Raw genomic sequence first — 25,197 nt, forward strand, 5'->3', positions numbered from 1 at the left:
TAACGATGGAGAAATCTACTGCATATACTACTGTAGATGAATACATTGAGGCATTTCCTGCAGATGTCAAACTAAGGCTTTTGCAAATTCGCGAACTCATCAAAAGTACTGCTCCTGAATCTGAAGAATACATAAGTTACGGAATGCCATCTTACAAATTCCATGGAATACTTGTTTACTTTTCAGCCTTTAAAAATCACATTGGTTTGTTTTCAGTGCCCAATCTTCATCCTGATTTTTTAGAAAAATTCAAACCTTACAAAACAGGAAGAGGTTCAGTTCAATTTCCTCATAACAAAGCCCTTCCGCTTGATTTTATCAAAGAAATTTTAGAATTTCGTGTAAGCGAAAACCTAAAAAAAATGAAATGAAAAAATACACCAACGTTGAAGAGTACATTTTGGATTTTCCTGAAGATGCTCAAATCAAAATGCAAGGGCTTAGAGAAATTATAAAATCTCTTGCTCCAAATTGCAAAGAAATCATCAGTTATAATATGCCCGCTTACAGACAAAACGGGATAGTTGTATATTTTGCCGCCAACAAAAACCATATAGGTTTTTACCCAACGCCAAATGGAATTTTGGCATTTGAATCTGAACTTAGCGACTACAAATACTCAAAAGGAGCCATTCAGTTTCCAATTGACCGGCCAATCCCTAAGGCTCTCATACAAAAAATAGTACAATTCAGATTAGAGGAAGATTTTTTGAAAAAGAAAAATTAAGGAGTACTTTTACATCCACCTAAAATTTCAAAATTTCTAATCAAAAATGAAACAAACACTTGGCTTTCTTTTCATTCTTTCTATCATCCTTTCTTGTACAAATTCTCAAAACGACACCATAGATACGCTGGCTATACAGGATTCTCTACGACTTGACTCGATAAACAAAGCCCAAGCCTTGGTAAGTGTAGACGCAAAATCATGGCTAATAAAAAGCATTGAAAACGAATTCTCAGACCCGCGTTTTGAAAACGAAAACCAAGACAAAAAACCAAGCATTTATACGCCTGCTTACGAAGAATACAAAACTGATGCCATCAGTATAGATTTCGATGGCGGAATAACTGAGGAAAAATTCAAAGAAAAGTGGTCTGGAAAATATGATATAAAATATGCAGGAATTGGAAATGGGTTTCTGATTGCGAGCCAAGATTGGGGAAAAGTAAAGGTAACCACTTGTAACCTAAAAACCGCAGCCACAGCTGACACCTTGCTTTTTGATGTTGTTTTGGAAGATACCGAATTTAAAGCCAAATACAAAAGAGACATCAAAGTTGTTAAATCTGGCAATTCGTATTTGATTGACGACGTTTTAGAATACTAAAAATACGTTTTCTACAGTTTACCTTTTATGAAAAAACTTCAAATCTCCTTCCTATTTGTTGGCTTGGTCTTTATTCTTGGGTTTAAATGCACCCAAAAAGCGTACAATAGTGTAGCAGAACCCATCAAAACCGGAGCCGAACAAACCGATAAATACTTGTCGATTCTGAAAGGCAAAAGAGTTGGAATTCTGGCAAATCCAACCACTATTATTGGCAAAAGCCACTTGGTGGATAGCCTTCAAAAGTTAGGAATTGAAATCGTGAAAGTATTCGGCCCTGAGCATGGCTTTAGAGGAAATGCCTCGAATGGAGCAAAAGTCAGTGACGAAATTGATGCTGCGACAGGTATAAAAATCATTTCGCTTTACGGCAAAAAACGCAAGCCCTCTGCCGAAGACTTGGCCAATGTGGACATCATGGTGTTTGATATTCAAGACGTTGGGTGTAGATTTTATACTTATATCAATGTTTTGCGGGATGTGATGGAAGCCTGTGCTGAGCACAACAAAATCCTCTTGATTCTCGACAGACCCAATCCCAACGGCTACCTCGTTGACGGTCCCATTATGGATATGCGACTAAAATCGGGCATCGGGCAATTCCCGATTCCGATTGCACACGGCATGACCATAGCTGAATTTGCCCAAATGATAAACGGAGAAGGTTGGCTACCCAATCAAGCCAAATGCAAACTCGAAATAGTGAAAGTGGCTAATTATAAGCACGATATGGAGTATATTTTACCCATAAAACCATCTCCAAATCTCAATACCCAACAGAGTATTATGCTCTACCCCGCCACTTGTATGTTTGAAGGCACTATCCTGAGCCAAGGCCGCGGCACGCAGGTACCATTTACGGTTCTGGGAGCTCCTTTGTTAAAAGACAAATATACTTTCAACTTTACGCCCAAAAGCATACCAGGCATGAGCGAGTCGCCCTTGCACATGAACGAAACCTGCTATGGGCTAGATTTGATGAAATACGACATCAAAAATCTGAGAAAAACCAAGCGAATCAACCTCCAATGGATGATTGACCTCTACAACGCCTACCCAGACAAAGCCAAGTTTTTTGACAGAACCCAAAGCAAACAAATGGGTAACATAGATTTCTTGGCTGGTGTTTACGAATTCAGAAAACAAATAGAAGAAGGAAAAACCGCCGAGGAAATTCAAAAATCGTGGGAACCAGGCCTTTCAGAATATAAAAAAATGAGATTGAAGTATGTTTTGTATGATTGAGCGAGATGGTATTGTTTAAAATGAGTTGAACACGAAAACAGACAAGCAAAAACAAAGTAGAGAAGGTCATAATTTTGCAAAAGTTGTTCTATTTTTAAAGTATTATAGATATTTCATTATTATTTGAATTATCATTGAATATCTCATAAACAACAAAATTGTCCTCCGCGAGGTCAAGACCAAAAAAAACAAAATCGTACTTGATACAATTATTTAAAAGGTTAACAAGACTTCCATAGTCAGTATTCAAGCTTATTTTAAAAATTAATCCTTTTTTGAAATTAGCTCTGCTTCTCTTTAAGAATAAAGAATCAGACCTCAAACAAGACAACTTATCAAATTGCTTCTCTATCGAAACTAAATTCATTCTCTCTATATGAAAAGTATCTAATTCTACACCGTGATAAAGATGATAAGTTGAAAATTCAAGATTTTCGTTTTGATTTGTAGTCGGCATATTTAATTTGATTACTTTCAAATTCCTTTCTGAGAAGGAATTCGTGAAAATTGCAATCAAAATTATTGGGATCATAACCAAAGAAATCATGCCTGGGATATAATACTTCATACCATTGACTATTTAAATATCAACAAATATAATGCAATTAACTAATATCATAGTTATAGTATTTTTAATTAAATGTAACTATTTCTGAATATACAGTTTACCTCCTTTTAAAGATGGAGGGAATTCAACATCATATTTTTAAGGTACGGTTTCAATTGACACTGGCTTTAGCCAGTGGATGCTAAATACAGATTCAATTTCGACTTTAGTCAAAAAGATAATGAATTGATATTCCTCTAAATCCCTTTCGGCAAAGGCTTTTAGCTTCGTAGGTGTGAAATGCGAGTTTCACCCGCAAATAATAAATGCTAAACAAATTTTGAATAATCTAGCTCTGTTAAAGATAGTTCTTTAGTTCAAACCATGAAAGGTTTGTCTAAAGCCGAATAGTGGTAAAATTTCACAAGCTCCATCTAAAGATGGAGGGAACTCAACATGCCATTTTGAAACTACGGTTTCAATTGACACTGGCTTTAGCCAGTGGATGCTAAATACAGATTCAATTTCGACTTTAGTCAAAAAGATGAAAAATTGATATTCCTCCAAATTGGAATAAAATCCTGTACTACAACTAGGCAAAAAATCCACCCTCAAATAAGTATAGCCTTCATCTCCAACTCTTTCTGTCGCCAAAATGCTCCTGGGCTGATGAAAACACCTTTCTCTTTTGGTAATTCTACACGGGCATATTTGAAAGCCTCATAAATGTATTCTGCACAGGTATATTTTTCGTCATGAAAGAAATTATCAAAACCCCAAAAGCTTCTCCAGAGTATTCGCCAATATTCTTTTCTGTCATATTGTTTCGAGAGATTGTCCACACAAAACTCCTTGACTGCCTTTTGTTTCAACAAGTCGTTTGCCAATAAATCGTGCCTTGCCCACGCTACTCTACCTTTGTAAGGCCTATTTTTCCCGTCGTAATCTTTATAGATAAAAGACAAAGGCAACATTCTTACACCAACTTCCAAAACGCTTTCAATCAGAAATAATCTATCCAATTCTTCAATTCTTATCACCATACCTACATGGCTCCAAGCAGATTTACTTCTCAAGCGAATTAAGCTCGAAAGCCAATGGTCTCCCGAAAAAAATAACAAATCGCCAGTTTTAAACTCACCTCTCATGGTCTCATAAAAACGCAAATTCGTGTTTAAGGATTGATATTCATAAATTTTGTCCAGAATCCTTTTTGACTTTATTTGCTTCGCCATGAAACTTTTGATTTGTATTTAAAGTTTTATAAAAAGTAAATATAAATTAATTTCGAAATGATTACGGTAACAGAACAGGCTAAAAATAAAATTTTGGAATTAAAAAGTAAGGAAGGCAAAAACGAAAACCACGGCATACGCGTAGCAGTAGAAGGCGGCGGATGCTCTGGATTGATGTACGACCTCGCTTTTGATGCTGAACAACAGCCCAACGATCATATTTATGAAGATCAAGGCGTAAAAATATTTGTGGACAAAAAAAGTCTTTTGTACCTCATTGGCACGCAGCTAGATTATAGCGATGGCCTGAACGGTAAAGGATTTCAATTTAAAAACCCCAACGCCAGCCGTACTTGTGGCTGCGGAGAGAGTTTTTCAGTTTAACTGAACCAATATTTTGAAAAGGCGGAGATTTTCTTCGCCTTTTTTTTTGTGCAAAAATAGATATGTTCTTCAATTTTAATTGTAAATTAGAATCGTAAAACAGAATCACATTGTTTATCGATTTAAACTTCCTCCTTGCCCGACTGGCCTACTTACGTAGTGCTTGCTCGTTTGTTCCTGATTTTTCAGCTTAATTCTATCTACTTTTTTAGCTGTCGCATTTACATTTCAACATAAATAAAAAAATCATGAACGCATTTAAAGATGGGTCGAAAATCCTTGTTATTGGCATGGGAAAAGTTGGCTCCCTGGTAGGAATTTTACTCAACAAACGATTCAAAGTAACAGGTTTAGACAAAAATACACCACATTATGACCTAACCTTACCTTTTGAGGTTATTCAAGGTGATTGCTCCAATATGGACTTTTTAGAAAAAACCGTTCCGGAATTTGAAGCCGTGGTTTCCTGTATGCCTTATTTCCTAAATTTACCTATTGCTCAAATTTGTCATAAAAATGCCATTCACTATTTTGATCTAACAGAGGACGTGCCGACTACCCATGCCATCAGAAAAATGGCAGAATCTTCCAAATCTGTTATGGCACCGCAATGCGGTTTAGCTCCTGGATTTATAGGTATAGTAGGTGCTGATTTGTGCAAAAGATTTGACAAAATTCGAGACATCGAGCTTCGTGTGGGTGCATTGCCACAATTTCCCAACGGATTGTTGGGCTATTCGTTCACTTGGTCGCCTGCGGGTGTTATCAACGAATACATCAACGACTGCGAGGTGATTCACAATGGACAAAAGAAAATGGTGCCTGCTCTGGACGGTCTCGAGAAAATTTACATCGGAGGAGAAGAATTTGAGGCTTTTAGTACTTCTGGTGGGCTTGGAACCATGTGCGAGACTTTTGAAGGTAAAGTGGATACGCTCAATTACAAAACCATGAGATATCCTGGGCATTGTAAACTCATGAAATTCTTGCTTTATGAGTTAATCATGAAAGATGACAGACAGCAATTGGAGCAAATTTTGACCAACGCCAAACCTCCTGTGCAAGAAGATGTGGTCTATGTGTATGCCGTAGTAGAAGGCTGGAAAAACGATAAAATCAAGCGAGAAGAGTATTATCGACCATTTCAACCGATTGTTATAGATGGTGAGCATTGGCGAGCTATTTCCTGGACTACGGCTGCATCCATAGCCGCCGTGGTAGAAATGGTGGCCGAAAAAACTTTACCGACAAGTGGTTTCATAAAGCAAGAAGAAATCTCTTTTGAAGCTTTTTTGGAAACTAAGAATGGGAAGTATTTTTTAGAAAGGGATTTATAGATGATTTGGCTATTTCACAAAGGAGGCACAAAGTTCCACAAAGGGAATACAAGCTATAAAAAAATACTCCAAAAAAATAAAGTATAAATAACTGATTGTTAATTATTTAACTTACAAAATTCTATTCTTCAAACCTCTTAAAACTATAGTTTCCCAGAGAAAATCCTTTGTGAAACTTCGTGAATTCTTTGTGGAACTTTGTGTAATAGCATTCTATGTAACAGCTTTCGCTACAACTTCAAAAGAGTACTCAAAAAAACAAAAAAGGCCTTTCGGCCTTTTCGTTATACTAACTCTTTCTTGGTTTCTTCTGGAAAACTGAAGACAATGGGTTTCTTTACTTTTTCGTCCAGAAGGGCTATTTCCAAAACCTCCTCCACGTAGTTTACATAATGGAAAGTGAGTCCTTTTGTATACTCCTCTCCTATTTCCTCTACATCTTTTTGATTTTTATAACACATCACTATCTCCTTGATATTGGCTCTTTTGGCCGCCAATATTTTCTCCTTTATACCTCCAACAGGCAGAACTTTCCCTCTCAAAGTAGTTTCTCCAGTCATGGCTAGGTCTTTCTTAATTTTTCTTTGGGTAAAAATAGAAGCCATTGAAACCAACATCGTAATACCTGCCGATGGGCCATCTTTTGGTACTGCTCCTTGCGGTACGTGTATGTGAAGGTCATAATTTCCGAAAACTCTGTAATCAATCCCCAAGTCTTCGGCGTGAGATTTCAGATATGAAAGTGCTGTTACTGCAGATTCTTTCATGACATCTCCCAATTGACCCGAAAGCGTTAAAGCTCCCTTGCCCCTGCTCAAATTCGACTCTATGAACAAAATATCACCACCAACTGGCGTCCAAGCCAAGCCCGTAACAACACCAGCCAGCTCGTTTCCTTCGTACAAATCTTTATCAAAAATGGGTTGACCGAGAAGCCTCTCTACATCAGCTTCTTTGACATTTGGATTGTATTCCTCCTCCATGGCTACAAACTTGGCAATTTTTCTTACCAAACTACCCAATTTATGTTCTAAACTCCTCACTCCTGACTCTCGTGTATAACCTTCTATAAGTTTAACAATAGCTCCATTTGTGATTTTAAACATGCCGGGAGTAAGTCCGTGAAGCTCGATTTGTTTTGGTAACAAATGCCTCTTGGCAATCTCAACTTTCTCTTCTACTGTATATCCACTCAATTCAATAATTTCCATTCTATCTCTCAAAGCCGGCTGAATGGTATCCAAAGAGTTGGCTGTAGCTATAAATAATACTTTAGAAAGGTCATAGTCGACTTCAAGATAGTTATCTTTAAAGGCACTATTTTGCTCAGGATCAAGCACTTCCAGCAATGCACTAGACGGATCTCCACGATGGTCTCTGGAAATTTTATCTATTTCATCTAAAATAAATACTGGATTACTTTTCTTAGCTTTCTGGATATTGTTGATGATTTTGCCTGGCATAGCACCTATATAGGTTTTTCTATGACCACGAATCTCGGCCTCGTCATGCACACCACCTAATGCCATTCTTACATATTCTCTACCCAAGGCTTTGGCTATGGATTTCCCCAAAGATGTTTTACCAACTCCAGGAGGGCCATAAAGACAAAGCAATGGAGCCTTCATGTCGTTGCGGAGTTTAAGCACAGCCAAGTACTCCAAAATTCTCTCTTTTACTTTGGTCAATCCAAAGTGGTCTCCATCAAGAATTTTTTTTGCTCTTGCCAAAGAAAAATTATCTTTACTGAATTCGTTCCAAGGCAAATCAACCAATAACTCTGCATAACCCAAAGAAACGCCGTACTCAGGTGCCATTGAATTCATTCGCATGATTTTGTTGAGTTCCTTATTGAAATGCTCATTAACTTCCGGCGACCATTTTTTCTTTGCCCCTTTAGCTCTTAGTTTCTCAACTTCTTGGTCTGGCGAATCCATTCCAAGCTCTTCCTGGAGTACTTTTATTTGTTGACGGAGATAATATTCCTTTTGTTGTTGGTCAATATCAGAGGAAGCCTTACTTTGTATATCTTTCTTTATTTCAAGCACTTGCACCTCTTTCATCATGTGTTCGAGTAGCTTTGTGGCTTGCTCGTAACCATCGAAAGTTTCAAGAAGCAGCTGCTTATCTGAAATGCCGATATTGAGATTTGACGAAAGAAAATGTGTGAGAAAATTTGGAGTATCTATATTATTTATAGCTATTTGAGCATCTCTAGGAATCTCAGGATTAAGATTGAGGATATTCAATGCTGCCTCTTTTAAGCTCGATATTAGAGCTTTGGTTTCTTTCTTTTTAGGATTGGGAAACTTATCTTCAATATAGGATACCTTGGCCATCAAATGTGGGTCAGTTTTGGTAAACTCCTCCACTTTAAACCTTCTCCTTCCTTGCAAAATGATAGTCACATTACCATCTGGCAGAACAATCATTTTGATGATATGAGCAATGGTACCTACTTTGTAAAGATCATCTTCTGATGGCTCATCATTGGTCTGACGAACTTGAGAAATTATCCCAAGTGTTTTATCTCCTTTGTAAGCTTTTTTTACCAATTTAGTGCCTTTTGTACGAGTTACGGTTACCGGTATTACGATTCCAGGGAACAAAACTGTATTTCTAAGAGGTAAAATTGGAAGATATTCAGGTAGATTATTATCATCTTCCATAACCTCGTCAGGTGGAGAAATCTCAATCATCTCCACGCTTTCAATGTTTTTTCCTGAAAGACCTATATTATTAAAATTATCAAAATCTAGCATGTATGATATGTCAAACTCAATATTTGACTGTTTTATTTCTAAATGGTATAGTTCATTAAGTCAAACCCTATGCCATCAGGCAACTTCATGGCAAAATGGCAGACTTTTATAAAAGTAAATATACAAACGAAAATTTAAAGGAGGTAGGTTTTGACAATAATCCGATTTAAAGGTATTCTTTTTTCAAACAATCCTCATCGGAATGCCCTTCTCTGCCAAATATTGCTTAAGGTCAGGAATTGGAATTTCCCTAAAATGAAAAATACTTGCGGCCAAGCCTGCGTCGGCTTTTCCAGCAGTGAAAACATCATAGAAATGCTCCATATTTCCAGCACCACCAGAGGCTATAACGGGTATATGCAAGTTTTCAGACACAAAAGCTGTGATATCTAATGCAAAACCGTTTTTAGTACCGTCAGCGTCCATTGAAGTCAGTAATATCTCACCTGCACCAAGTTCTTCTACTTGTTTTACCCATTTCCGGGTGCGTAGTTCGGTTGGTTTTCTACCACCATGTGTGTGAACAATGTCTTCACCTTCTACATGGCGAGTATCTATGGCCACCACAATACACTGACTTCCAAATTCCTTAGCCAATTCATAAATCAGTTGCGGGTTTTTAACCGCCGAAGAATTTATAGACACTTTGTCAGCCCCGGCATTGAGCAATTTGGACACATCTGAAATACTTCCGATTCCTCCACCGACGGTAAAAGGGATATTGACAGCATGGGCCACTTTATTTACCAAATCGAGCAAAGTTTTTCGTTCTTCTACGGTGGCGGTAATGTCTAAAAACACCAATTCATCGGCACCTTGTTGGGCATAAATAGCAGCCAATTCCACTGGGTCACCAGCATCTCGCAAATCCACAAAGTTGGTCCCTTTTACAGTTCGGCCTTCTTTTATGTCCAAACAAGGTATAATTCTTTTTGTTAGCATATAAATTTCTCCAGCTCTTTCAAACTTATTTTTCCTTCGTAAATAGCCTTTCCTACAATCACTCCAAACACACCTTGATCATTAAGCTTTTCCAAATCCTTCATCTCACTCACTCCCCCACTGGCTATAATGTGTAAGTCAGAAAACTTGACTTGCATTTTTTCGTATAGCTCAAAAGATGGCCCTTGTAAAAGTCCGTCCTTAGCCACATCAGTGCTTATGGTGTACTTTATGCCTTTCTTCAGATATTCTTCAATAAAATCAAAAACCGAAACTTTGGTAGCTTCTTGCCAACCAGATATGGCAATCATTTCGTCTTTTGCATCCGCTCCAAGTATAATTTTTTCAGGTCCGAATTTCTCCAACCAACCCAAAAACATCTCTTGGTTTTTAACTGCAATACTTCCGCCTGTGATCATTTTCGCACCAAAATCAAAGGCCTTTTGAATGTCGATATCCGACTGAATTCCTCCGCCGAAGTCAATAATCAACTTGGTGGAATTCGCAATTTTCTCCAAAACCTTGTGGTTGATAATCCTTTTCTCTTTTGCACCGTCAAGGTCTACTAAGTGAAGCCTTTTTATCCCGGCATCTTCAAACTCCTTGGCTACTTCAGCCGGATCTTCGTTATAGATTTTCTTTTGTCCATAATCGCCCTGCGTGAGCCTAACACACTTACCATCAATAATATCTATCGCCGGAATTACCTGAATCATAAAGCTAAAAAGTTTTTAAATATTTGTTGCCCCACCTCACCGCTGATTTCGGAATGAAACTGACAGGCAAAGAAATTGTCCTTTTGTAAAATGGCCGAATACTCTAACACGTAGTCGGTTTTGGCTACGGTATATTTTGAAAGTGGAGCGTAATATCCATGATTATAATACACGTAAGCATTTTCCTTAACAGACTCACATATAGATGTTTGCAGACCATATATATTATTCCAGCCCGTTTGTGGAATTTTGAAACCATCCGTTTTCGGAAATTTCAGAATCGGGATATCAAATACGCCCAAACACTTGGTATCGCTTTCTTCAGAAGAATCACAAAGCAACTGCATACCTACACAGGTACCTAAAAAAGGCTGTTTTAGTGTAGGAATAAGCTCATCCAAGCCCGTTTCCTTCAAGCTTCTCATGGCTGAGCCAGCTTCTCCTACTCCAGGAAAAATGATTTTATTGGCATTCTGAATACGCTCAAGGTCGTCTGTCAATTCATATGTGGCACCAATTCGCTCCAAGGCTATGATGACCGACATGATATTGCCTGCGTTGTATTTTATAATTGAAATCTCTGGTCTATTCATTCGGCAAAATTACGGCTCATTTTTGAGCAAAATTACTTTTGGTTTAAAAAATAAAACCCGACTAATTTGTCGGGCCTATTTGTTCGCTAAATTTGTCAGGAAAAAATCTTTTGTGTAATGGATTGATTATTAATATATAATTTGTGCAAAATAAAATATACTTGAGCCAATTCCAAAATTTTATCTCAATTAATGTACAAAAAAATAACATTTCAGGTTTAAAAAATTGAAATAATACAATAAAGGGTTCATTAATCTTATACGCAATTAGGTAATTGTTTTATTAATAAATAAATTTGCTCAATTTTAAACAACCTGTAAACTCCCCTGTTACCAATTAGTAACAGAATCACGAATGGCCATTTCAATTGATGAAATACAGGCTCCCATCATAGAGGAGATGAATAGTTTCGAGAAGAAATTCAGAAATTCTATGAAAACGAATGTGATGCTTCTTGACCAAATCATGAAGTATATCATTCACCGAAAAGGGAAGCAAATCAGACCCATGTTTGTGTTTCTTACCGCTGGAACGGTTGGCCAGATTGTTGATTCTACCTACAGAGGAGCGGCTCTGATAGAACTGGTACACACAGCATCGCTCGTACACGACGACGTAGTGGACGACTCCAACTACCGCAGGGGTTTTTTCTCTATCAATGCTCTTTGGAAAAATAAAATTGCCGTTTTGGTGGGCGATTTCCTGCTTAGTAAAGGCTTAGACCTCAGCCTAAAACACAAAGATTACAACCTCATGGAGATTGTGAACAATGCTGTGAAGGAAATGAGTGAAGGCGAGTTGTTACAAATAGAAAAAGCCAGAAAATTAGACATAACCGAAGATATATATTTCGACGTAATCCGCAAAAAAACCGCTTCGTTGATAGCTTCTTGTTGTGCTGTTGGTGCAGCCTCCACTGGTGCCGATGAAACCATGGTAGAAAAAGCCCGACTTTTGGGTGAAAAAATAGGCATGGCGTTTCAGATAAAAGATGACTTGTTTGACTTCGGTACGGACGAAATAGGCAAGCCAACGGGTATTGACATCAAAGAAAAAAAGATGACCTTACCGCTGATATTTGCTCTTAACAACACCGGATGGTTTACCAAAAGAAAGATCATCAATCTCATCAAAAACGAATCTGATAAGCCAAACAAGGTATTGGAGGTCATAGATTTTGTAAGAAGTTCGGGTGGAATAGATTACACCAAAAAAATCATGCAGAATTTCGTTAACCAAGCCTACGAAATCCTCGACTCCTTCCCAGAATCCGCCCACAAAAACTCCCTGAAAAATTTGGTGCAGTTTACTATTGAAAGGACGAAGTAAACAAATAATTAAAAGAGAAAACAACACAAAAAGTACTACTATTTTTGCACATATTTCGGAGTTAGCTATCGTTGTAAAAAGACCACCTAGATGAGAAACATTGGACAAAGATTTGAACAATTTATATTTGATTTATTTAAATCTTTTGAGTTAGACGGAAAACTCATTTCACAACCTACTGACAGAGGTGTTGACATTGAAATTAACAAAAATTCAAGTAAATACGGAATTGAAGTTAAAACATATAGAAGTCGGAGAATTCCGATTTCAACTTTTAAAACTTCACTAATTCAGCTACAATACAATTTACAAAATAACAATTACAAAGGTGGCTTTTTAGTTTTAACGGCTAATATCGAACCAACAATCAGAGAAGAGCTTAAAAATGAGTTTAAAATTGAAATCTTTGACAGAGGTATTCTAATTTCATTAACAAGTGGAAATGAAGAACTTCGCAAAGAATTAGAAGCAATTTTGTTGGAATTATCACAATCAGGTTTATGATGGAGTTTATACAATTGCTAAAAAGTACGACATAAACTTTATTGATTTCAAAAAGCCAATTTCACCAAAAACTAATAAAGGAGAGCATTTATGTAAAGAATTAACTTCTTTATCAAAAGGAAGAGTAACAGCGAAACAATATGAAACTCAATGTGAAGAAATATTGAAATATATTTTTGAAAATGATTTTTCAAATTGGCAAAATCAAACCAAAACAGTTGATACACTTCATATTTTCGATTTAATTGCAAAAATTTCTTCGACAAATGACTTTTGGAAATTATTGGCTCGTGATTTCCATTCAAGGTTCGTGGTTTTTGAATTCAAAAACTACACAAAGAAAATAAAGCAGGGTCAAGTTTATAGCACAGAAAAATACTTGTATAAGACAGCATTAAGAAATATTGCTATTATTTTAACAAGAGAAGGTGCAGAAAAAAATGCAATTACAGCCATGGAAGGCTCATTAAGAGAATCAGGAAAATTAATTATTAGCCTAAACCAAAAAGACCTTTGTGAAATGTTAAAAATGAAAGACAATGGAGACGACCCTAATTCATATTTAACAGAAAAAATCGATAACATATTAATGAAACTATCAAGATAAAAACAACTCACCAGGATTGGTAAAATATGGAGAAGAGGCACCAAAATTGAACTTTTGGAATTCTATTTGACATTTGTACAAAACTAAATATTTAAGCCTCAAATCGCTTACTTTGCTAATTACCAAACGGTTATTAGCAAATTCTAAAAAATACAATGAAAATGGAAGAATATTATCAATGGATAAAATATGAAATTGGAACTAAATGTTCTGTTGAATGCTGCACGAATCCTGCCAAATTTGAGGTAGTACTTTATGATTTCTACAAGAGTTATAATGAAACTTTTTACGAGCAAGATTACACTTGTCCTTTTCTATGTGAAGAACATTTGGAAATGAATGAATCTCAAGCCGTAGGAGAGCGAATTCCAAGAGGACATGTTGACTATCCCTTTACCAACAAACATGGTGCTCAAGGATATTCTAAATACAATCCGATTAAAGATGTTTACCCTAAATTGTTTTCATCTGAATACATTGAGGACAATAAAGAAATTCAAGTTGACCTAAATGAAATTAACGATGAATTAATAGCCTATTTAGCAAAACACCCGGAATATTTATCTAAACTTCATCATAGAAAGTTTGAAGAACTAATTGCTGAAATTATCCGTAGTAAAGGATTTGACGTTACATTGACACCAAAAACAAGAGATGGAGGTAAAGATATTATTGCATTATACAAAAGCCCATTTGGACATCAAATGTTTATTGTGGAATGTAAAAAATATGGAGACGACAATAAAGTTGGAGTTGAATTAGTTAGAGGTTTGTATGGTGTCAAGGTTGCAGAAAGATATAATCAAGCAATACTTGTAACAACATCAACATTTACTAAAGGTGCCAAAGAATTTGTAAAACCACTTAACTTTGAATTGGAACTAAAAGACTATAATGACATTTCCAATTGGTGTAAAGAATACAAAAAATAAACCTACTTATAACAGTCAAAACCTTTGTCCGTTCAGAATTTCCCTATAGGAGCCTTTAGACTACTGCATAAGAATTCCGATCCAATCATCCCCACCAATCCGCAAAGTCACTGCGGAGACTCTGCTGGGAAAAAAATAATTATAAAATTCTACAATTTGTATAATTTTACTTATCTTTGCATTGCTCAATGTAAAAAATGAAAGTCAAAATCATTAGAGTTATCGATAGCCAACTGGTTGATGCTCAAATAAAACAACCTTCTGGTCTGACTTTGCCATCCATAACAGATGGTTGGCGTTTTAATTTCAAAAAACATTCAAAAAATGCGGGTTTTGAGACATACATTTTAGTTTGTGAAGAATCTCAAAGTGTAATTGAGGCATGTCTTACTTTTCATTTAAGAAACAGAGTTGAACCTTATATGGCCTATATTGAACTAGCTCCACACAATAAAGGAATAACCAAACGATATGATAAAGTAGCAGCTTGCCTTATTGCTTATGCTTGCAGACTTAGCTTTTTATATGGTATTGAACACTTTAAAGGTTGGCTTGCATTTGATGTAATGGAGCAGAATAAGGAGGATGAATTAAAATTAATGGCTTTGTATTGTCAAAAGTACGGAGCCTTAAAGTGGGGAGAAACTACGATGGTTATTAGCCCAGAGGTAGGTGAGCAATTGATTGGTAAATTTCTAAATTAAAAATTATGGAAAATAAAGAAATTGAAATAACTGAAATTTGGAATGATGAGAAAAGTAATTCTCTGAAAGATTTTATAGTCAGTCAGTCTCAAAAGCAATCTAAAGAACGAAAGCTAAAAAATGATTTATTGGCGATACAATATCAAATTGAGGATTACATAGAAACTGAAACTACATCAGAAAGATTAAGAGTTTTGGATTTTGTAAAACTGTACTTAAAAACATTCAATGTAACTCAAAAGAGATTGGCCCATTTATTTGAAATGAAAGACAGCAACCTCCATAAATATTTGATTGGCGAAAGAAAACTGAATGCCAATATTGTATTAAAACTTAGTTCATTCTCGCATCTAAGTCCGGAATACTGGTTAAGAATTGAGGTCAAAAACGAATTGCTTGAGATTACTAAAGAAAAAGAAAGATATGCGGATTATTCAAAATACGACTATCGGAATTTGTTTTTAGTGGCTGAAGATTAATCTTCTTTCGTCTGCTAAGAGTCTCCATTTATGGGACTCTTAACTACACTAAAATGAGAAACTCATTCGTCCATACCATCCGCAGAGTCCCTTCGGAGACTCTGCTAGGCGATCAAAAAAAAGCCCGCTTCCGCAGGCTTTTTTATATAAGTTCGTTCTGATTATTCACGAAATCATTTCAATAAACCAATCAAATCACAAAGGATTTTTTCAGATTCTGTTAGATACAAATCCTCTTCTTTATCATTTTTACCGCTCGACTTATTGATTTTCTTAACGGCTTTTCTGTTGTTTTCTGTCTCTTCTTTCTCTTTTTTACGCAATTCGTAATTCAACGAATACTCCTTTTTGTCTTTTTGAGATTTGTATTCTTCCAAATCAATTACAAGTTCTTTCAGTGCTTCGTCGCTCTTCAAACGTGACTGAAACTTAACGTCTAACTTATTGATTATCTTCTCGTTTATATTATTAGTTTTTACAAAACCTGCGTCCTCTACCTCATCATAAGGAAGTGCGGTTGGCTGCGAGCTTTCTCCCATTTCGTCAGCGTTAAACGGAGACGGCAGTGCCAAATCTGGCTCCACACCTTTCAGCTGCGTGCTGTTACCAGTAATACGGTAGAATTTCTCAGTGGTAAGTTTCAATTGGCCAAAACGCTCTTTCGCTTCAAAACCAACACCAGTCGAAACACCATTGTTGTCTTTGTTTCTTGATGCTTGACGAGGTGAGTTCAAGAACTGGTCTAAGTCAACCAACTGTTGTACTGTACCCTTGCCATACGACCTCTCCCCTACTATCAAACCTCTTTTGTAGTCTTGAATAGCCCCGGCAAAAATCTCCGATGCTGAAGCACTAAATCTGTTTTGAAGAATCATCAACGGGCCTGCGTATACAGTTTCTTTGTCGGTATCAGACTCAACGTCAACTTTTCCACGGCCTGTTCTACGTTGAACCACCGGGCCATCAGGAATAAACAAACCTGATAGATTGATGGCTTCAGTTAGCGAGCCGCCACCGTTGTTTCGTAAGTCTATTAATACTCCGTCTACGCCTTTTTCTTCAAAATCCAAAAGGAATTTCTTAACGTCTTTAGTAGTACTTTGGAAATCCCCTCCTTGGCGAGCGTATTCAAAGTCGCGGTAGAACATCGGAATATCAATTACTCCTATTTTATAATCTTTTTTGTCGTGCTTAATGTCAATAATTTCGCCTTGTGCAACGGCTTCTTCTAGCTTTATTTTTTCCCTTACTATTCTCAAAAGTTTCGGTTCTGTGCCAGTGGGTGCGTCAGACGGAAGCAACTTTAGCCTAACAACGGTTCCTTTTTTTCCTCTGATTAGTTTAACGGCGTCGTCTGTTAACCAACCAATAATATCTTGAAACTCTCCCTCATCTCCTTGAGCAACCCCAACTATATAATCATTTTTGCTACCTTGTCCACTCTTAAACAAAGGCCCACCAGGCACTACATCCACAATCATCACATAGTCTCCTTCATTTCTAAGTGTTGCACCGATACCTTCTAAAGACTGACTCATTTCTATATTGAACTGAGCTGCACTACTCGGAATCATGTAAGAAGTGTGAGGGTCGATAATTTCAGTAAAAGCATTCATAAAAGTTTGAAAAATATCTTCCGCTCTCCATTTAACCACTCTAGATTCGTACATATCATAACGCTTGCTCAAGGTGGCCACAATGGCACTATCAGTACTTCCGCTTAGTTTCAAACCTAAAGCCTGACTTAATATGATTTTATCCCAAACCTTATCCAGCTCCTTTTCATCATTTGCCCAAGGAGATGTAGTACGATTTACTTCATAAGTATCATTCGTATTAAAATCCATCGGTTTTTTCAAAAAATCTTTGATGTAGGCGTGTCTATTTTTATACTTTAGTCTGTAAGCATTAAAAACCTCAAAGGGGGCATTCAATTCACCCGAAAGCATGGCCTCATCAATAGTAAATCTATACTTTTCAAATCCATCTATTTCTGCCTTTGTAAAATATGCCTTTGATCCATCTACATTATCGATAAAACTCGACCATATTTTTGACGATAGTGAGTCATCCAAGACGAACTTTCTGTAGTGATAGTTATTTAGAAATTGTGTCACAAAGGCCTGAACCTTAGAATGTGAAGCAGTAGGTTTCAGTGGGTCATAACTATATTTAGGCGTTTCTGTTTGAGAAAAGGCCAAGAAACTTGAAAGTCCCAAAAAAGTAATTAATACGCTTTTTTTCATTTTCATAATTTTGTGAATGCTCCTATAAAACTAAGAAGCTATTTAACGATTTCAATCAATTCTACATCAAAAACCAACGCTTGGCTTGGCCCGATTGACCCTTGACCATGTACACCATATGCCAAATCGGCAGGAATATAAAGTGTCCATTTTGACCCCACTGGCATCATTTGTAACGCTTCCACCCAGCCTTTTATTACTTGGGTAACTCCAAATGTTGCAGGTTCGCCTCTGTTTACTGAACTATCAAAAACTGTACCGTCTATGAGCGTGCCATGATAATGAACTTTTACTTTGTCTGTCTCTATAGCTTTTGGGCCTGTTCCCGCAGTTAAAATTTTATACTGAAGACCAGAAGCTGTAGTTTGAACTCCTGCTTTGGTTTTATTTTGTGCTAGAAACGCCTCGCTCTTTACTTTATTTTCATTTCCAGCCCTCATAGCTTGGGTCTGAAAATAATTTTGAATAAAAGCACCTGATGCTTCTGAGGTCATTACGGACTTATTACTAGCTATAGCATCTTTTATAGCTTTGGCTAAAATATCTGGATTAACGTTTAGCTTTTGATTTCTCAAATTATCACCCACATTAATTCCAATTGCATAGCTTAGTGAATCTAAAGATGTCTTGAGTATTTGTGCATGGCTTTGTAAAACAGTTAAAATATTGAAAAATAATACGATAAGTGCTACTTTTGAACTGATTTTCATAAATGAATTGATTGTTAATTAAAATATTATTGTGAAATACGTTAGAAAGACAAAAAAACATAATAATTTTAACATTTTTAACATTAACATTAACAAATTTTTGGTTAAAAGATTTGTGGTATAGTTTTTGAAATTCCCTAATAAAATAATAATAACCTAATAAAATGTCATTTTTAAAAAACATTTCAAATGCGATTTCATCATTCTTTGCTTCAATATTTCGTGGCATAGCTAATTTGACTAAAACATTCTTTAATAAATTCAAAAAACCCTATCATTCTTCTTCACTTAGCATTAGGGGCTTATTACATTCAGTAGCCATAACTGTTGGTATTTTTGTCGTCCTTTTCCTATTTCAGCCATTTGGCATAAAAGACTTAGAGGAATCAGTCAAATTGACTATACTCATAGGCTGTGGAATTATTTCCTTTATATCTATGATAATTTGTCAATTTATATTTCCATTAATTGCAAAATCATTTTATGATGAACACCAATGGATTGGTTCAAAACAGCTAGTACAGTCTCTTTTAATGTCTTTCATTATAAGTTTAGGATTGACATACTTTTTATCTTCAAAAAATACAGGCTCTATAAGCTTCCCTATTGATGGATTAGTATTATTTGGTTTTAGTGTAATTCCGCTGGTATTATTTATTTTCTTTCAAGAAACGTTACATGATACTAAGTTCAAAAAGAAAGCAGAAAACCTTAATTCTGACTTAAGGAGTAAAAGTGTTGTAAACTCTGACAACCCATTGAAGATTTTGGTATTTAAAGGCTCAAGCGAGAAACTTAGTCTAATCCCGAACCAGTTGATTTATGCAAAAATTGATGGAAATGTTTCAGAGTTTTTCTATCAAAACCCTTTTGGAATAGACAAATCAGTTATGACTATTGATAGTAAACAAGTACATAACGCGCTCAATGAGCATCCTCAATTTGTTAAGTTTTCTGAAAATATAATATTGAACACCAACGCAATATTAAAAATTAGCGGTTCTGCCAGAGGTTATGACATAGCTATTGCTAAGGTAAATGAAATGGTAAAAGTTTCTGGCAAATTTAGAAAAAATCTTGAAAAACTGTAATAGAACACTATTTATAACCTTTGAAGAGCGAAGAATTACTTTCGCTCTTTTTTTTCAAAAACCTTGCTTTGAAACTCACTTGGAGAAATATTCTTGAAATATTTAAAGGTCCTGCTAAAGTATGAAAGTGAATTAAAGCCACAAAGAAAAGCTACATTAGAAACGCTCTGCCCTTCTGTAAGATGAATACAAGCTTGGTTTATCCGATATTCGTTTAAAAAGTCAGTAAATGAAACTCCCAAGTTTTTTTTAAAATAATTACAGAATGCTGGCAAAGTTAAACTGCTCAAATCAGCCACATCTTGCGTAGCTATATCGTTCGAGTAATTTTTTTCTACATATTGAAATATCTTTAATATCCTATTTTGGTCTTTCGCAAAATCACTTTTCTGATATTGCGTACTATTTAAAATTTGATAATCTGCCTCCAATGCTAATTTCTTCAAAATACTTAGTAAACACAAGTACTTCTCAAAAGGAGGTAAAGACTTAATTTCCCTAAAATCACTTTCTAATTTCTTCTTTACCTCATCAGAAAAAGAAACTCCATATTGTGCTTTTCTTAAAAGCTGTGTAACCGCTTCAAACTCGGCAATTTCTTGAACAAGCTCTCGCTTAAACTGAATGACCAATTCTTCGTGCTTACCTAGGGCTCCATACCCGAAACCTGAGTGAGGGAGGTTTGACCCAATCAATACCAAATCGCCGTTTTCGTAGTAACTTACATGATTTCCTACGTGTCGCCTACCTATTCCATCAAAAACAAAAACCAATTCAATTTCAGGATGGTAATGGTAATTCCACAAAAAAACATCAGGCATCACATGATGATACAATACTTTAAATGACGACTCTGGGTCTGGCAATATCTTTTCTAAAGGAATCAAATCTAAAAATATTAATACAGTGCAAATATTAGATAAAATATTGGTAAATAATTGAATTATTTTACCATTATTTTGCATTAAATAAATTTACTTTCAAAGAATTAACCTATGATAAATTTTAGAGCGAATCATTTTGGTTCGCTTTATTTTTTCCAAACACCTCTAAGCCATGAACAATTGGAAACTCAAAGCTTCTCTTTTTCTTAACTATTTTGTTTTTGCCATTTTACTAAATAGTGTAGGAATAGTAATTTCTAAATCCATAAATGTATATAAAATTACAGAAAGTAATGCGTCGGTTTTAGAAGCTTTTAAAGATCTGCCCATAGCGTTGGTGTCTTTATTGATAGCTTCTTTTTTGCCAAAACTTGGCTATAAAAAAGCCATGCTTATTGGCCTAATGATAGTCTTCTTTGGTTGTATAGGTATGTATTTGGGTAACTCCTTTCTTAGTGCCAAATTATTATTTTTGAGTATTGGTGTTAGTTTTGCCCTCATCAAACTTTCAGTCTACAGCCTTATTGGAGAAATAACCAACTCTCAGAAGGAACATACTGCCTTTATGAGCTCTATAGAAGGTTTTTTTATGATAGGAATCGCTACTGCCTATTTCCTATTTCCTTATTTCTATAGCGAAACCGACCAAAACCATTGGTTAAATGTCTATTTGGTATTGTGTGGCATGATATTGATATCTTTCGTCTTCTTAATATTTTCAGAAATTCCCAAAGACAAATTAATAGAAGTGACCTCTATCAAAGAAGACTTACAAGCTTCTTTTAAATTAATAATACTCCCACTGGTATTGGTTTTTGTTGCGTCGGCGTTCTTCTTCGTAATGATAGAACAAGGCATAATGACTTGGCTACCAAGATTTAATCAGAAAATATTTGCTTTCTCAGAAAAATTAAGTGTACAGATGGCTTCAATTCTGGCAGTGTCTTTGGCTTTAGGGAGGTTCTTGGCAGGCATGGTGGCAAAAAAAATATCTTGGGTAATAATTGTCATAGTCTGCTCTGTGGTATCTATTTTGATTTTGTTTTTCGTTCTTCCTCAATTAGAAGTTACCGTAAACGAAGTAAAAACAATAAATTCATTACCTGATGTACCTTACCTAGGCTATATTTTGCCTTTGATTGGTCTATTTATAGCTCCCATATACCCATTATTAAATTCGGCCGTTTTGAGCAGCTTGCCTAAAAACCTCCATTCTCCCATGTCTGGTTTGATCATAATATTTTCGGCCTTAGGCGGTACTATAGGTTCAAGAATTGTGGGAACACTCTTTGAAATTACAGGTGGAGTTAATGCCTTTTACTTTTTATTCATTCCGATTGTGCTTTTGATTGTTTTTGTACTCAGAATTCAATCTATCATAAAAAAGCAGGTACATTAATATTAGTTAAACAATGGCAACTATTGTAGAACAAAAAAAACTTTTTGAAGCGGTTCAACTTTCAAGACTATTTGAGGACTCTAAATCTTTCCCAGACATGGTGGCCACTAGAAATATTGAAGATATTTCCGGTGATTTTGAGAAAAAAAAAACCGAGCCAAGTTTTGACCTTAAAAAATTCATTTCCAAAAACTTTAGGAGCGTAATCCCCAAAAGCGAGACCTTCGTAACTCAACACATCGGCGACCCTGAACAACACATAATAAATTTATGGGATCATTTAACAAAAAAAACTGAGCCTGAAAACTTGAATTCTACATATATCTCGCTCCCAAACGACTTTGTGGTACCAGGAGGTAGATTTCAAGAAACTTATTATTGGGATAGTTATTTTACAATGCTTGGCCTTATCATTTCTAAGAAAAACGATTTGGTCTTAGGAATGATTAAGAACTTTGCTTTTTTGATAGACCAATTCGGATTTATTCCAAATGGAAACAGAACCTATTTCCTAAGCAGATCTCAGCCTCCTTTTTTTAGCTTGATGGTAGATTTGTTGGACGACACTGAATTTTCAAATAAGCCAATTGATTTTTTAAGTCAACTAGAAAAAGAATATCTGTTTTGGATGACTAAAAGATCAATTACTATGCCGGATGGTGAGATTTTGAACCGTTATGATGACGATAGCCCCACTCCACGACCCGAGTCTTTTATTGAAGACATTGAGCTTGCAGAAAAGTCTACGAGAAACCCAAAGGAACTTTATAGAAACATAAGAGCAGCCTGCGAATCTGGCTGGGACTTTAGCAGCAGATGGTTTGAAAAAGATGGTGACCTATCCACTATAAATACTACAAACATAGTACCCGTTGACCTAAATTGTCTTTTATTTTTCTTAGAAAAACAGCTAGCTAGTATTCATCCAACAGACGGATTACATTATTCAGAAAAAGCCCATAATCGAAAAATAGCAATCGAAAAATACTTTTGGAACCACAACATGGGGTTTTTCTGCGACTTTGATTTGGCAAAAAAAACTGTTCGTAGTAACCTAAGTTTAGCAGGCGTTTTTCCTCTTTATTTTAATATAGCAAATAAAATGCAAGCAGAATCTTCTGCAAAAATATTAGAGCAAAAATTCCTGAAAATTGGTGGCTTGGTGACTACCACAATTGAAAGTGGGCAACAATGGGACGCTCCGAATGGCTGGGCTCCTCTGCAATGGATGGCTTATGTTGGACTAAAAAACTACGGCTTTAAGAGTCTTGCAGATAAAATAAAAACGAACTGGATTAGATTGAACGAGACTACATTTTATAAAAACGGGAAGTTTACAGAAAAATACAATGTAGAAAGTAATCTTGCAGAAACTGGAGGTGGCGAATACCCAAATCAGGATGGTTTCGGCTGGACCAACGGAGTGTTTTTATCTTTAAAAAAAGACCACTAAAATATCTTCATCCATTTCCCTTGGGCTTTCATTACAAGCTCTATGACATCTCTAACAGCTCCATTTCCACCAGAAACCGGAGAAATATAATCGCTTATGCTTTTAACTTCTTCAGTAGCATCGGCTGGGCAGCATGCTAAAACTTTCGTAGATTTCATGAGCAAATAATCGGGGATATCATCGCCAATGAAAAGGACTTCTTCTTCTTCAAGTTCTCTTTCTGAAATGTATTTTTGAAAAACCGGAAGCTTCTGGTCTGTTCCGACAGATAAAAAAATATCATGAATACCCAATCCACTTAGTCTCGTAGCTATGCTCTTTTGTTTACCTCCAGAAATCACTGCCATTCTGTAGCCAGATTTCACAGCAATTTGCACTGCGTAGCCATCTCTAACGTTAAAAATCCTCTGAACATCATCCTCACCGACAAGCAAGGTAGCATCGGTAAAGACGCCATCCACATCGAATATAAAAGTTGTAATTTTGCTTAGCTTTGATTTTAGCTTGATATCCATAAGAGTACTTTAAGTTAAATACAAAATAAACAAAAAACGACGGTTTCCCGTCGTTTTTTACTCTAAAATAAGAATCATATTTAGGCTTTCCCCTTATTCAATTCATCTTGCCATTTTTTAAGTTCATCCCATTTGCCGTCTCTGGCCAAGGCCGATTGCTCAGGCCAAGTAGTTGGATCATGCATTTGAAATCTCGAACCTGCGGCATCTAAAATTTCTTTGATTTTTCCAACCGAGGTGGAGGCCAACTCTGCAAATGTATAAATACCTGCGTTGTTGCACAATTCCTCTATTTTAGGGCCAATGCCCTCCACAATTTTGAGGTCATCCTTCTTGTTTGCCACTGGAGCTGCTGCAGCAGCTGGAGCTACAAAAGCTGCGGCCACTGGAGCTGCTGCTACCGCGGCAACAGTTCCAAGATCGACATTGGTTGAAGTAGAAACTTTTGATTTTCTACAAGCCTCCAATTCTCCTTCCAAGAAATTGATTCTATCTTGAAGTTCGCTTGCGTGAGATTTTAATCTGTCACCCAGTAATTTAGAGAGTAACCACCAGAGCAATAAGCCTAAGAGCAATGCGAACAAAAATATATCCCAAGGGAAACAATTGAATAAACATTTAAGATTTTCCATATAAATTAAGATTTTTGATATTGAATTATTTAATAAGTCTGATTGAAACTCGTCTGTTTTTTGCTTTATTTTCAGGTGTATCGTTTTCAACAATTGGCTCGCTTTCACCTTTACCTATTACGGTTAGGCCAGCATCTGCAAAACCATCTTTTACCAAAATAGTCTTAACAATACCCGCCCTTTTCTCCGAAAGAGCAATATTTGAGGCATCATCACCATCGCTATCGGTATGACCCGTAACACTTAGTTTTTCGTTTGGATTTTTCTCCAAATAAGCTTTTGCGGTGGTCAACCAAGTGTTAATTTCTTCGGTTCGGTTAATCGAAGACTTACCTGATTGAAAATAAACATCAAGAGGTTCAAAGAGAACTTTTTCCTCAGGAGTGAGATTAGCTTGAGTCGTGTCTTCAGCTTGTACAGTTACGGTATCTGTTACAACTGGTGTAACTGCAACCTCGGCAACAATGGCCTTTGGCTGACAATCAGGGCAGTAGTCCTTCCTGTTGCAATTCCAAAACCAACTGAAAAGTAATGACCCTAACAAAATCAGCAGCGGAATCAATAATCTATTCATGATTAAGATAAGGGGTTAGTTATAAAACGATTTAATAATACAATT

General features: G+C 36.1%; 26 protein-coding genes. 15 read left to right on the forward strand and 11 right to left on the reverse strand.

Translation table 11 applies throughout. The annotated features are described in order from the left end of the window. Window positions 1–5: 5 nt before the first annotated feature. Genes EGI26_RS19590 through EGI26_RS19605 form a run of 4 tightly spaced genes read left to right on the forward strand, consistent with a single transcriptional unit; the run spans window position 6 to window position 2,576 of the window. Window positions 6–371 (forward strand): iron chaperone, encoded by a 366-nt coding sequence (locus tag EGI26_RS19590; RefSeq protein WP_255080770.1) that lies wholly within the window; start codon window positions 6–8, stop codon window positions 369–371. Further along, on the forward strand, window positions 368–727 hold the full coding sequence (locus EGI26_RS19595) for an iron chaperone (protein ID WP_255080771.1): 360 nt from the start codon (window positions 368–370) through the stop codon (window positions 725–727). The genes EGI26_RS19590 and EGI26_RS19595 overlap by 4 nt, the downstream gene beginning before the upstream one ends. A gap of 46 nt (window positions 728–773) precedes the next feature. Continuing rightward, the gene (locus tag EGI26_RS19600) at window positions 774–1,331 is read left to right on the forward strand and encodes a hypothetical protein (RefSeq protein WP_255080772.1); all 558 of its coding nucleotides are present in this window, start codon (window positions 774–776) and stop codon (window positions 1,329–1,331) included. Window positions 1,332–1,358: 27 nt separating this feature from the next. Beyond that, complete coding sequence (locus tag EGI26_RS19605) at window positions 1,359–2,576, forward strand: exo-beta-N-acetylmuramidase NamZ domain-containing protein (protein WP_255080773.1); 1,218 nt, start codon at window positions 1,359–1,361, stop codon at window positions 2,574–2,576. Window positions 2,577–3,734: 1,158 nt separating this feature from the next. Here the strand turns inward: EGI26_RS19605 and EGI26_RS19610 are convergent. Continuing rightward, the gene (locus tag EGI26_RS19610) at window positions 3,735–4,358 is read right to left on the reverse strand and encodes a YiiX/YebB-like N1pC/P60 family cysteine hydrolase (RefSeq protein WP_255080774.1); all 624 of its coding nucleotides are present in this window, start codon (window positions 4,356–4,358) and stop codon (window positions 3,735–3,737) included. A gap of 57 nt (window positions 4,359–4,415) precedes the next feature. Here EGI26_RS19610 and EGI26_RS19615 point away from each other — a divergent pair, with 57 nt between their 5' ends. Beyond that, on the forward strand, window positions 4,416–4,742 hold the full coding sequence (locus EGI26_RS19615) for an iron-sulfur cluster assembly accessory protein (RefSeq protein ID WP_255036851.1): 327 nt from the start codon (window positions 4,416–4,418) through the stop codon (window positions 4,740–4,742). A 248-nt stretch (window positions 4,743–4,990) separates the two neighbouring features. Next, window positions 4,991–6,079: a saccharopine dehydrogenase C-terminal domain-containing protein gene (locus EGI26_RS19620; protein ID WP_255080775.1), complete on the forward strand. Its 1,089-nt coding sequence runs from the start codon at window positions 4,991–4,993 to the stop codon at window positions 6,077–6,079. A gap of 284 nt (window positions 6,080–6,363) precedes the next feature. Here EGI26_RS19620 and lon read toward each other — a convergent pair whose 3' ends face one another. The 4 genes from lon to hisH form a co-directional block, all read right to left on the reverse strand. Beyond that, window positions 6,364–8,841 (reverse strand): endopeptidase La, encoded by a 2,478-nt coding sequence (lon, locus tag EGI26_RS19625; RefSeq protein WP_255080776.1) that lies wholly within the window; start codon window positions 8,839–8,841, stop codon window positions 6,364–6,366. Between the two features lie 183 nt (window positions 8,842–9,024). Further along, window positions 9,025–9,783 (reverse strand): imidazole glycerol phosphate synthase subunit HisF, encoded by a 759-nt coding sequence (gene hisF / locus EGI26_RS19630; protein ID WP_255080777.1) that lies wholly within the window; start codon window positions 9,781–9,783, stop codon window positions 9,025–9,027. Then, the gene (hisA, locus tag EGI26_RS19635; protein WP_255080778.1) at window positions 9,777–10,499 is read right to left on the reverse strand and encodes a 1-(5-phosphoribosyl)-5-[(5-phosphoribosylamino)methylideneamino]imidazole-4-carboxamide isomerase; all 723 of its coding nucleotides are present in this window, start codon (window positions 10,497–10,499) and stop codon (window positions 9,777–9,779) included. The genes hisF and hisA overlap by 7 nt, the downstream gene beginning before the upstream one ends. Beyond that, complete coding sequence (gene hisH, locus EGI26_RS19640; protein WP_255080779.1) at window positions 10,496–11,092, reverse strand: imidazole glycerol phosphate synthase subunit HisH; 597 nt, start codon at window positions 11,090–11,092, stop codon at window positions 10,496–10,498. Before hisH ends, hisA begins: the two co-directional genes overlap by 4 nt. A 355-nt stretch (window positions 11,093–11,447) precedes the next feature. Here hisH and EGI26_RS19645 point away from each other — a divergent pair, with 355 nt between their 5' ends. From EGI26_RS19645 to EGI26_RS19670, 6 genes are all read left to right on the forward strand, one after another. Next, the gene (locus tag EGI26_RS19645; RefSeq protein WP_255080780.1) at window positions 11,448–12,422 is read left to right on the forward strand and encodes a polyprenyl synthetase family protein; all 975 of its coding nucleotides are present in this window, start codon (window positions 11,448–11,450) and stop codon (window positions 12,420–12,422) included. A 90-nt stretch (window positions 12,423–12,512) separates the two neighbouring features. Further along, window positions 12,513–12,926 carry a restriction endonuclease gene (locus EGI26_RS19650; RefSeq protein ID WP_255080781.1) on the forward strand — a complete coding sequence of 138 codons (414 nt, stop codon included), beginning with the start codon at window positions 12,513–12,515 and terminating at the stop codon, window positions 12,924–12,926. 163 nt (window positions 12,927–13,089) lie between these two features. Continuing rightward, a complete protein-coding gene (locus EGI26_RS19655; protein WP_255080782.1) occupies window positions 13,090–13,533 on the forward strand; it encodes a hypothetical protein in 444 nt (147 codons plus the stop codon). 161 nt (window positions 13,534–13,694) lie between these two features. After that, window positions 13,695–14,465 carry a restriction endonuclease gene (locus tag EGI26_RS19660; RefSeq protein ID WP_255080783.1) on the forward strand — a complete coding sequence of 257 codons (771 nt, stop codon included), beginning with the start codon at window positions 13,695–13,697 and terminating at the stop codon, window positions 14,463–14,465. 197 nt (window positions 14,466–14,662) lie between these two features. Then, entirely contained in the window at window positions 14,663–15,169 is a 507-nt protein-coding gene (locus EGI26_RS19665; protein ID WP_255080784.1) for a hypothetical protein, read from the forward strand. A 5-nt stretch (window positions 15,170–15,174) separates the two neighbouring features. Then, a complete protein-coding gene (locus EGI26_RS19670; RefSeq protein ID WP_255080785.1) occupies window positions 15,175–15,648 on the forward strand; it encodes a hypothetical protein in 474 nt (157 codons plus the stop codon). A 173-nt stretch (window positions 15,649–15,821) separates the two neighbouring features. On the opposite strand, the gene EGI26_RS19675 is transcribed toward EGI26_RS19670, so the two are convergent. Next, window positions 15,822–17,894, reverse strand: coding sequence for a carboxy terminal-processing peptidase (locus EGI26_RS19675; RefSeq protein ID WP_255080786.1), 2,073 nt, complete (start codon window positions 17,892–17,894; stop codon window positions 15,822–15,824). A 38-nt stretch (window positions 17,895–17,932) separates the two neighbouring features. Beyond that, window positions 17,933–18,604, reverse strand: coding sequence for an FKBP-type peptidyl-prolyl cis-trans isomerase (locus EGI26_RS19680; protein ID WP_255080787.1), 672 nt, complete (start codon window positions 18,602–18,604; stop codon window positions 17,933–17,935). A gap of 164 nt (window positions 18,605–18,768) precedes the next feature. Here EGI26_RS19680 and EGI26_RS19685 point away from each other — a divergent pair, with 164 nt between their 5' ends. Beyond that, entirely contained in the window at window positions 18,769–19,695 is a 927-nt protein-coding gene (locus EGI26_RS19685; protein WP_255080788.1) for a hypothetical protein, read from the forward strand. A 35-nt stretch (window positions 19,696–19,730) separates the two neighbouring features. On the opposite strand, the gene EGI26_RS19690 is transcribed toward EGI26_RS19685, so the two are convergent. Continuing rightward, on the reverse strand, window positions 19,731–20,582 hold the full coding sequence (locus EGI26_RS19690; protein WP_255080789.1) for an AraC family transcriptional regulator: 852 nt from the start codon (window positions 20,580–20,582) through the stop codon (window positions 19,731–19,733). A gap of 169 nt (window positions 20,583–20,751) precedes the next feature. Between EGI26_RS19690 and EGI26_RS19695 the strand changes: the two genes are divergently transcribed. Further along, window positions 20,752–21,978: a sugar MFS transporter gene (locus EGI26_RS19695; RefSeq protein ID WP_255080790.1), complete on the forward strand. Its 1,227-nt coding sequence runs from the start codon at window positions 20,752–20,754 to the stop codon at window positions 21,976–21,978. 13 nt (window positions 21,979–21,991) lie between these two features. Then, window positions 21,992–23,431, forward strand: coding sequence for a trehalase family glycosidase (locus tag EGI26_RS19700; protein ID WP_255080791.1), 1,440 nt, complete (start codon window positions 21,992–21,994; stop codon window positions 23,429–23,431). On the opposite strand, the gene EGI26_RS19705 is transcribed toward EGI26_RS19700, so the two are convergent. From EGI26_RS19705 to EGI26_RS19715, 3 genes are all read right to left on the reverse strand, one after another. Further along, entirely contained in the window at window positions 23,428–23,946 is a 519-nt protein-coding gene (locus EGI26_RS19705) for an HAD family hydrolase (protein WP_255080792.1), read from the reverse strand. The two genes, EGI26_RS19700 and EGI26_RS19705, sit on opposite strands and share 4 nt — an antisense overlap. 80 nt (window positions 23,947–24,026) lie before the next feature. Continuing rightward, window positions 24,027–24,578, reverse strand: a complete 552-nt coding sequence (locus EGI26_RS19710; protein ID WP_255080793.1) for a hypothetical protein — start codon at window positions 24,576–24,578, stop codon at window positions 24,027–24,029. Window positions 24,579–24,603: 25 nt separating this feature from the next. Then, window positions 24,604–25,152 carry an OmpA family protein gene (locus EGI26_RS19715; RefSeq protein WP_255080794.1) on the reverse strand — a complete coding sequence of 183 codons (549 nt, stop codon included), beginning with the start codon at window positions 25,150–25,152 and terminating at the stop codon, window positions 24,604–24,606. Window positions 25,153–25,197: the final 45 nt, after the last annotated feature.

The organism is Lacihabitans sp. CCS-44 (assembly GCF_024343735.1).
In the GTDB taxonomy this organism is placed as follows: Bacteria; Bacteroidota; Bacteroidia; order Cytophagales; family Spirosomataceae; genus Leadbetterella.

Bases quoted from the DNA above. Each gene is read 5' to 3' on its own strand.
- EGI26_RS19590 (WP_255080770.1), top strand. From the start codon at position 6: ATGGAGAAATCTACTGCATATACTACTGTAGATGAATACATTGAGGCA.
- EGI26_RS19595 (WP_255080771.1), top strand. From the start codon at position 368: ATGAAAAAATACACCAACGTTGAAGAGTACATTTTGGATTTTCCTGAA.
- EGI26_RS19600 (WP_255080772.1), top strand. From the start codon at position 774: ATGAAACAAACACTTGGCTTTCTTTTCATTCTTTCTATCATCCTTTCT.
- EGI26_RS19605 (WP_255080773.1), top strand. From the start codon at position 1,359: ATGAAAAAACTTCAAATCTCCTTCCTATTTGTTGGCTTGGTCTTTATT.
- EGI26_RS19610 (WP_255080774.1), bottom strand. From the start codon at position 4,358: ATGGCGAAGCAAATAAAGTCAAAAAGGATTCTGGACAAAATTTATGAA.
- EGI26_RS19615 (WP_255036851.1), top strand. From the start codon at position 4,416: ATGATTACGGTAACAGAACAGGCTAAAAATAAAATTTTGGAATTAAAA.
- EGI26_RS19620 (WP_255080775.1), top strand. From the start codon at position 4,991: ATGAACGCATTTAAAGATGGGTCGAAAATCCTTGTTATTGGCATGGGA.
- lon (WP_255080776.1), bottom strand. From the start codon at position 8,841: ATGCTAGATTTTGATAATTTTAATAATATAGGTCTTTCAGGAAAAAAC.
- hisF (WP_255080777.1), bottom strand. From the start codon at position 9,783: ATGCTAACAAAAAGAATTATACCTTGTTTGGACATAAAAGAAGGCCGA.
- hisA (WP_255080778.1), bottom strand. From the start codon at position 10,499: ATGATTCAGGTAATTCCGGCGATAGATATTATTGATGGTAAGTGTGTT.
- hisH (WP_255080779.1), bottom strand. From the start codon at position 11,092: ATGAATAGACCAGAGATTTCAATTATAAAATACAACGCAGGCAATATC.
- EGI26_RS19645 (WP_255080780.1), top strand. From the start codon at position 11,448: ATGGCCATTTCAATTGATGAAATACAGGCTCCCATCATAGAGGAGATG.
- EGI26_RS19650 (WP_255080781.1), top strand. From the start codon at position 12,513: ATGAGAAACATTGGACAAAGATTTGAACAATTTATATTTGATTTATTT.
- EGI26_RS19660 (WP_255080783.1), top strand. From the start codon at position 13,695: ATGGAAGAATATTATCAATGGATAAAATATGAAATTGGAACTAAATGT.
- EGI26_RS19665 (WP_255080784.1), top strand. From the start codon at position 14,663: ATGAAAGTCAAAATCATTAGAGTTATCGATAGCCAACTGGTTGATGCT.
- EGI26_RS19670 (WP_255080785.1), top strand. From the start codon at position 15,175: ATGGAAAATAAAGAAATTGAAATAACTGAAATTTGGAATGATGAGAAA.
- EGI26_RS19675 (WP_255080786.1), bottom strand. From the start codon at position 17,894: ATGAAAAAAAGCGTATTAATTACTTTTTTGGGACTTTCAAGTTTCTTG.
- EGI26_RS19680 (WP_255080787.1), bottom strand. From the start codon at position 18,604: ATGAAAATCAGTTCAAAAGTAGCACTTATCGTATTATTTTTCAATATT.
- EGI26_RS19685 (WP_255080788.1), top strand. From the start codon at position 18,769: ATGTCATTTTTAAAAAACATTTCAAATGCGATTTCATCATTCTTTGCT.
- EGI26_RS19695 (WP_255080790.1), top strand. From the start codon at position 20,752: ATGAACAATTGGAAACTCAAAGCTTCTCTTTTTCTTAACTATTTTGTT.
- EGI26_RS19700 (WP_255080791.1), top strand. From the start codon at position 21,992: ATGGCAACTATTGTAGAACAAAAAAAACTTTTTGAAGCGGTTCAACTT.
- EGI26_RS19705 (WP_255080792.1), bottom strand. From the start codon at position 23,946: ATGGATATCAAGCTAAAATCAAAGCTAAGCAAAATTACAACTTTTATA.
- EGI26_RS19710 (WP_255080793.1), bottom strand. From the start codon at position 24,578: ATGGAAAATCTTAAATGTTTATTCAATTGTTTCCCTTGGGATATATTT.
- EGI26_RS19715 (WP_255080794.1), bottom strand. From the start codon at position 25,152: ATGAATAGATTATTGATTCCGCTGCTGATTTTGTTAGGGTCATTACTT.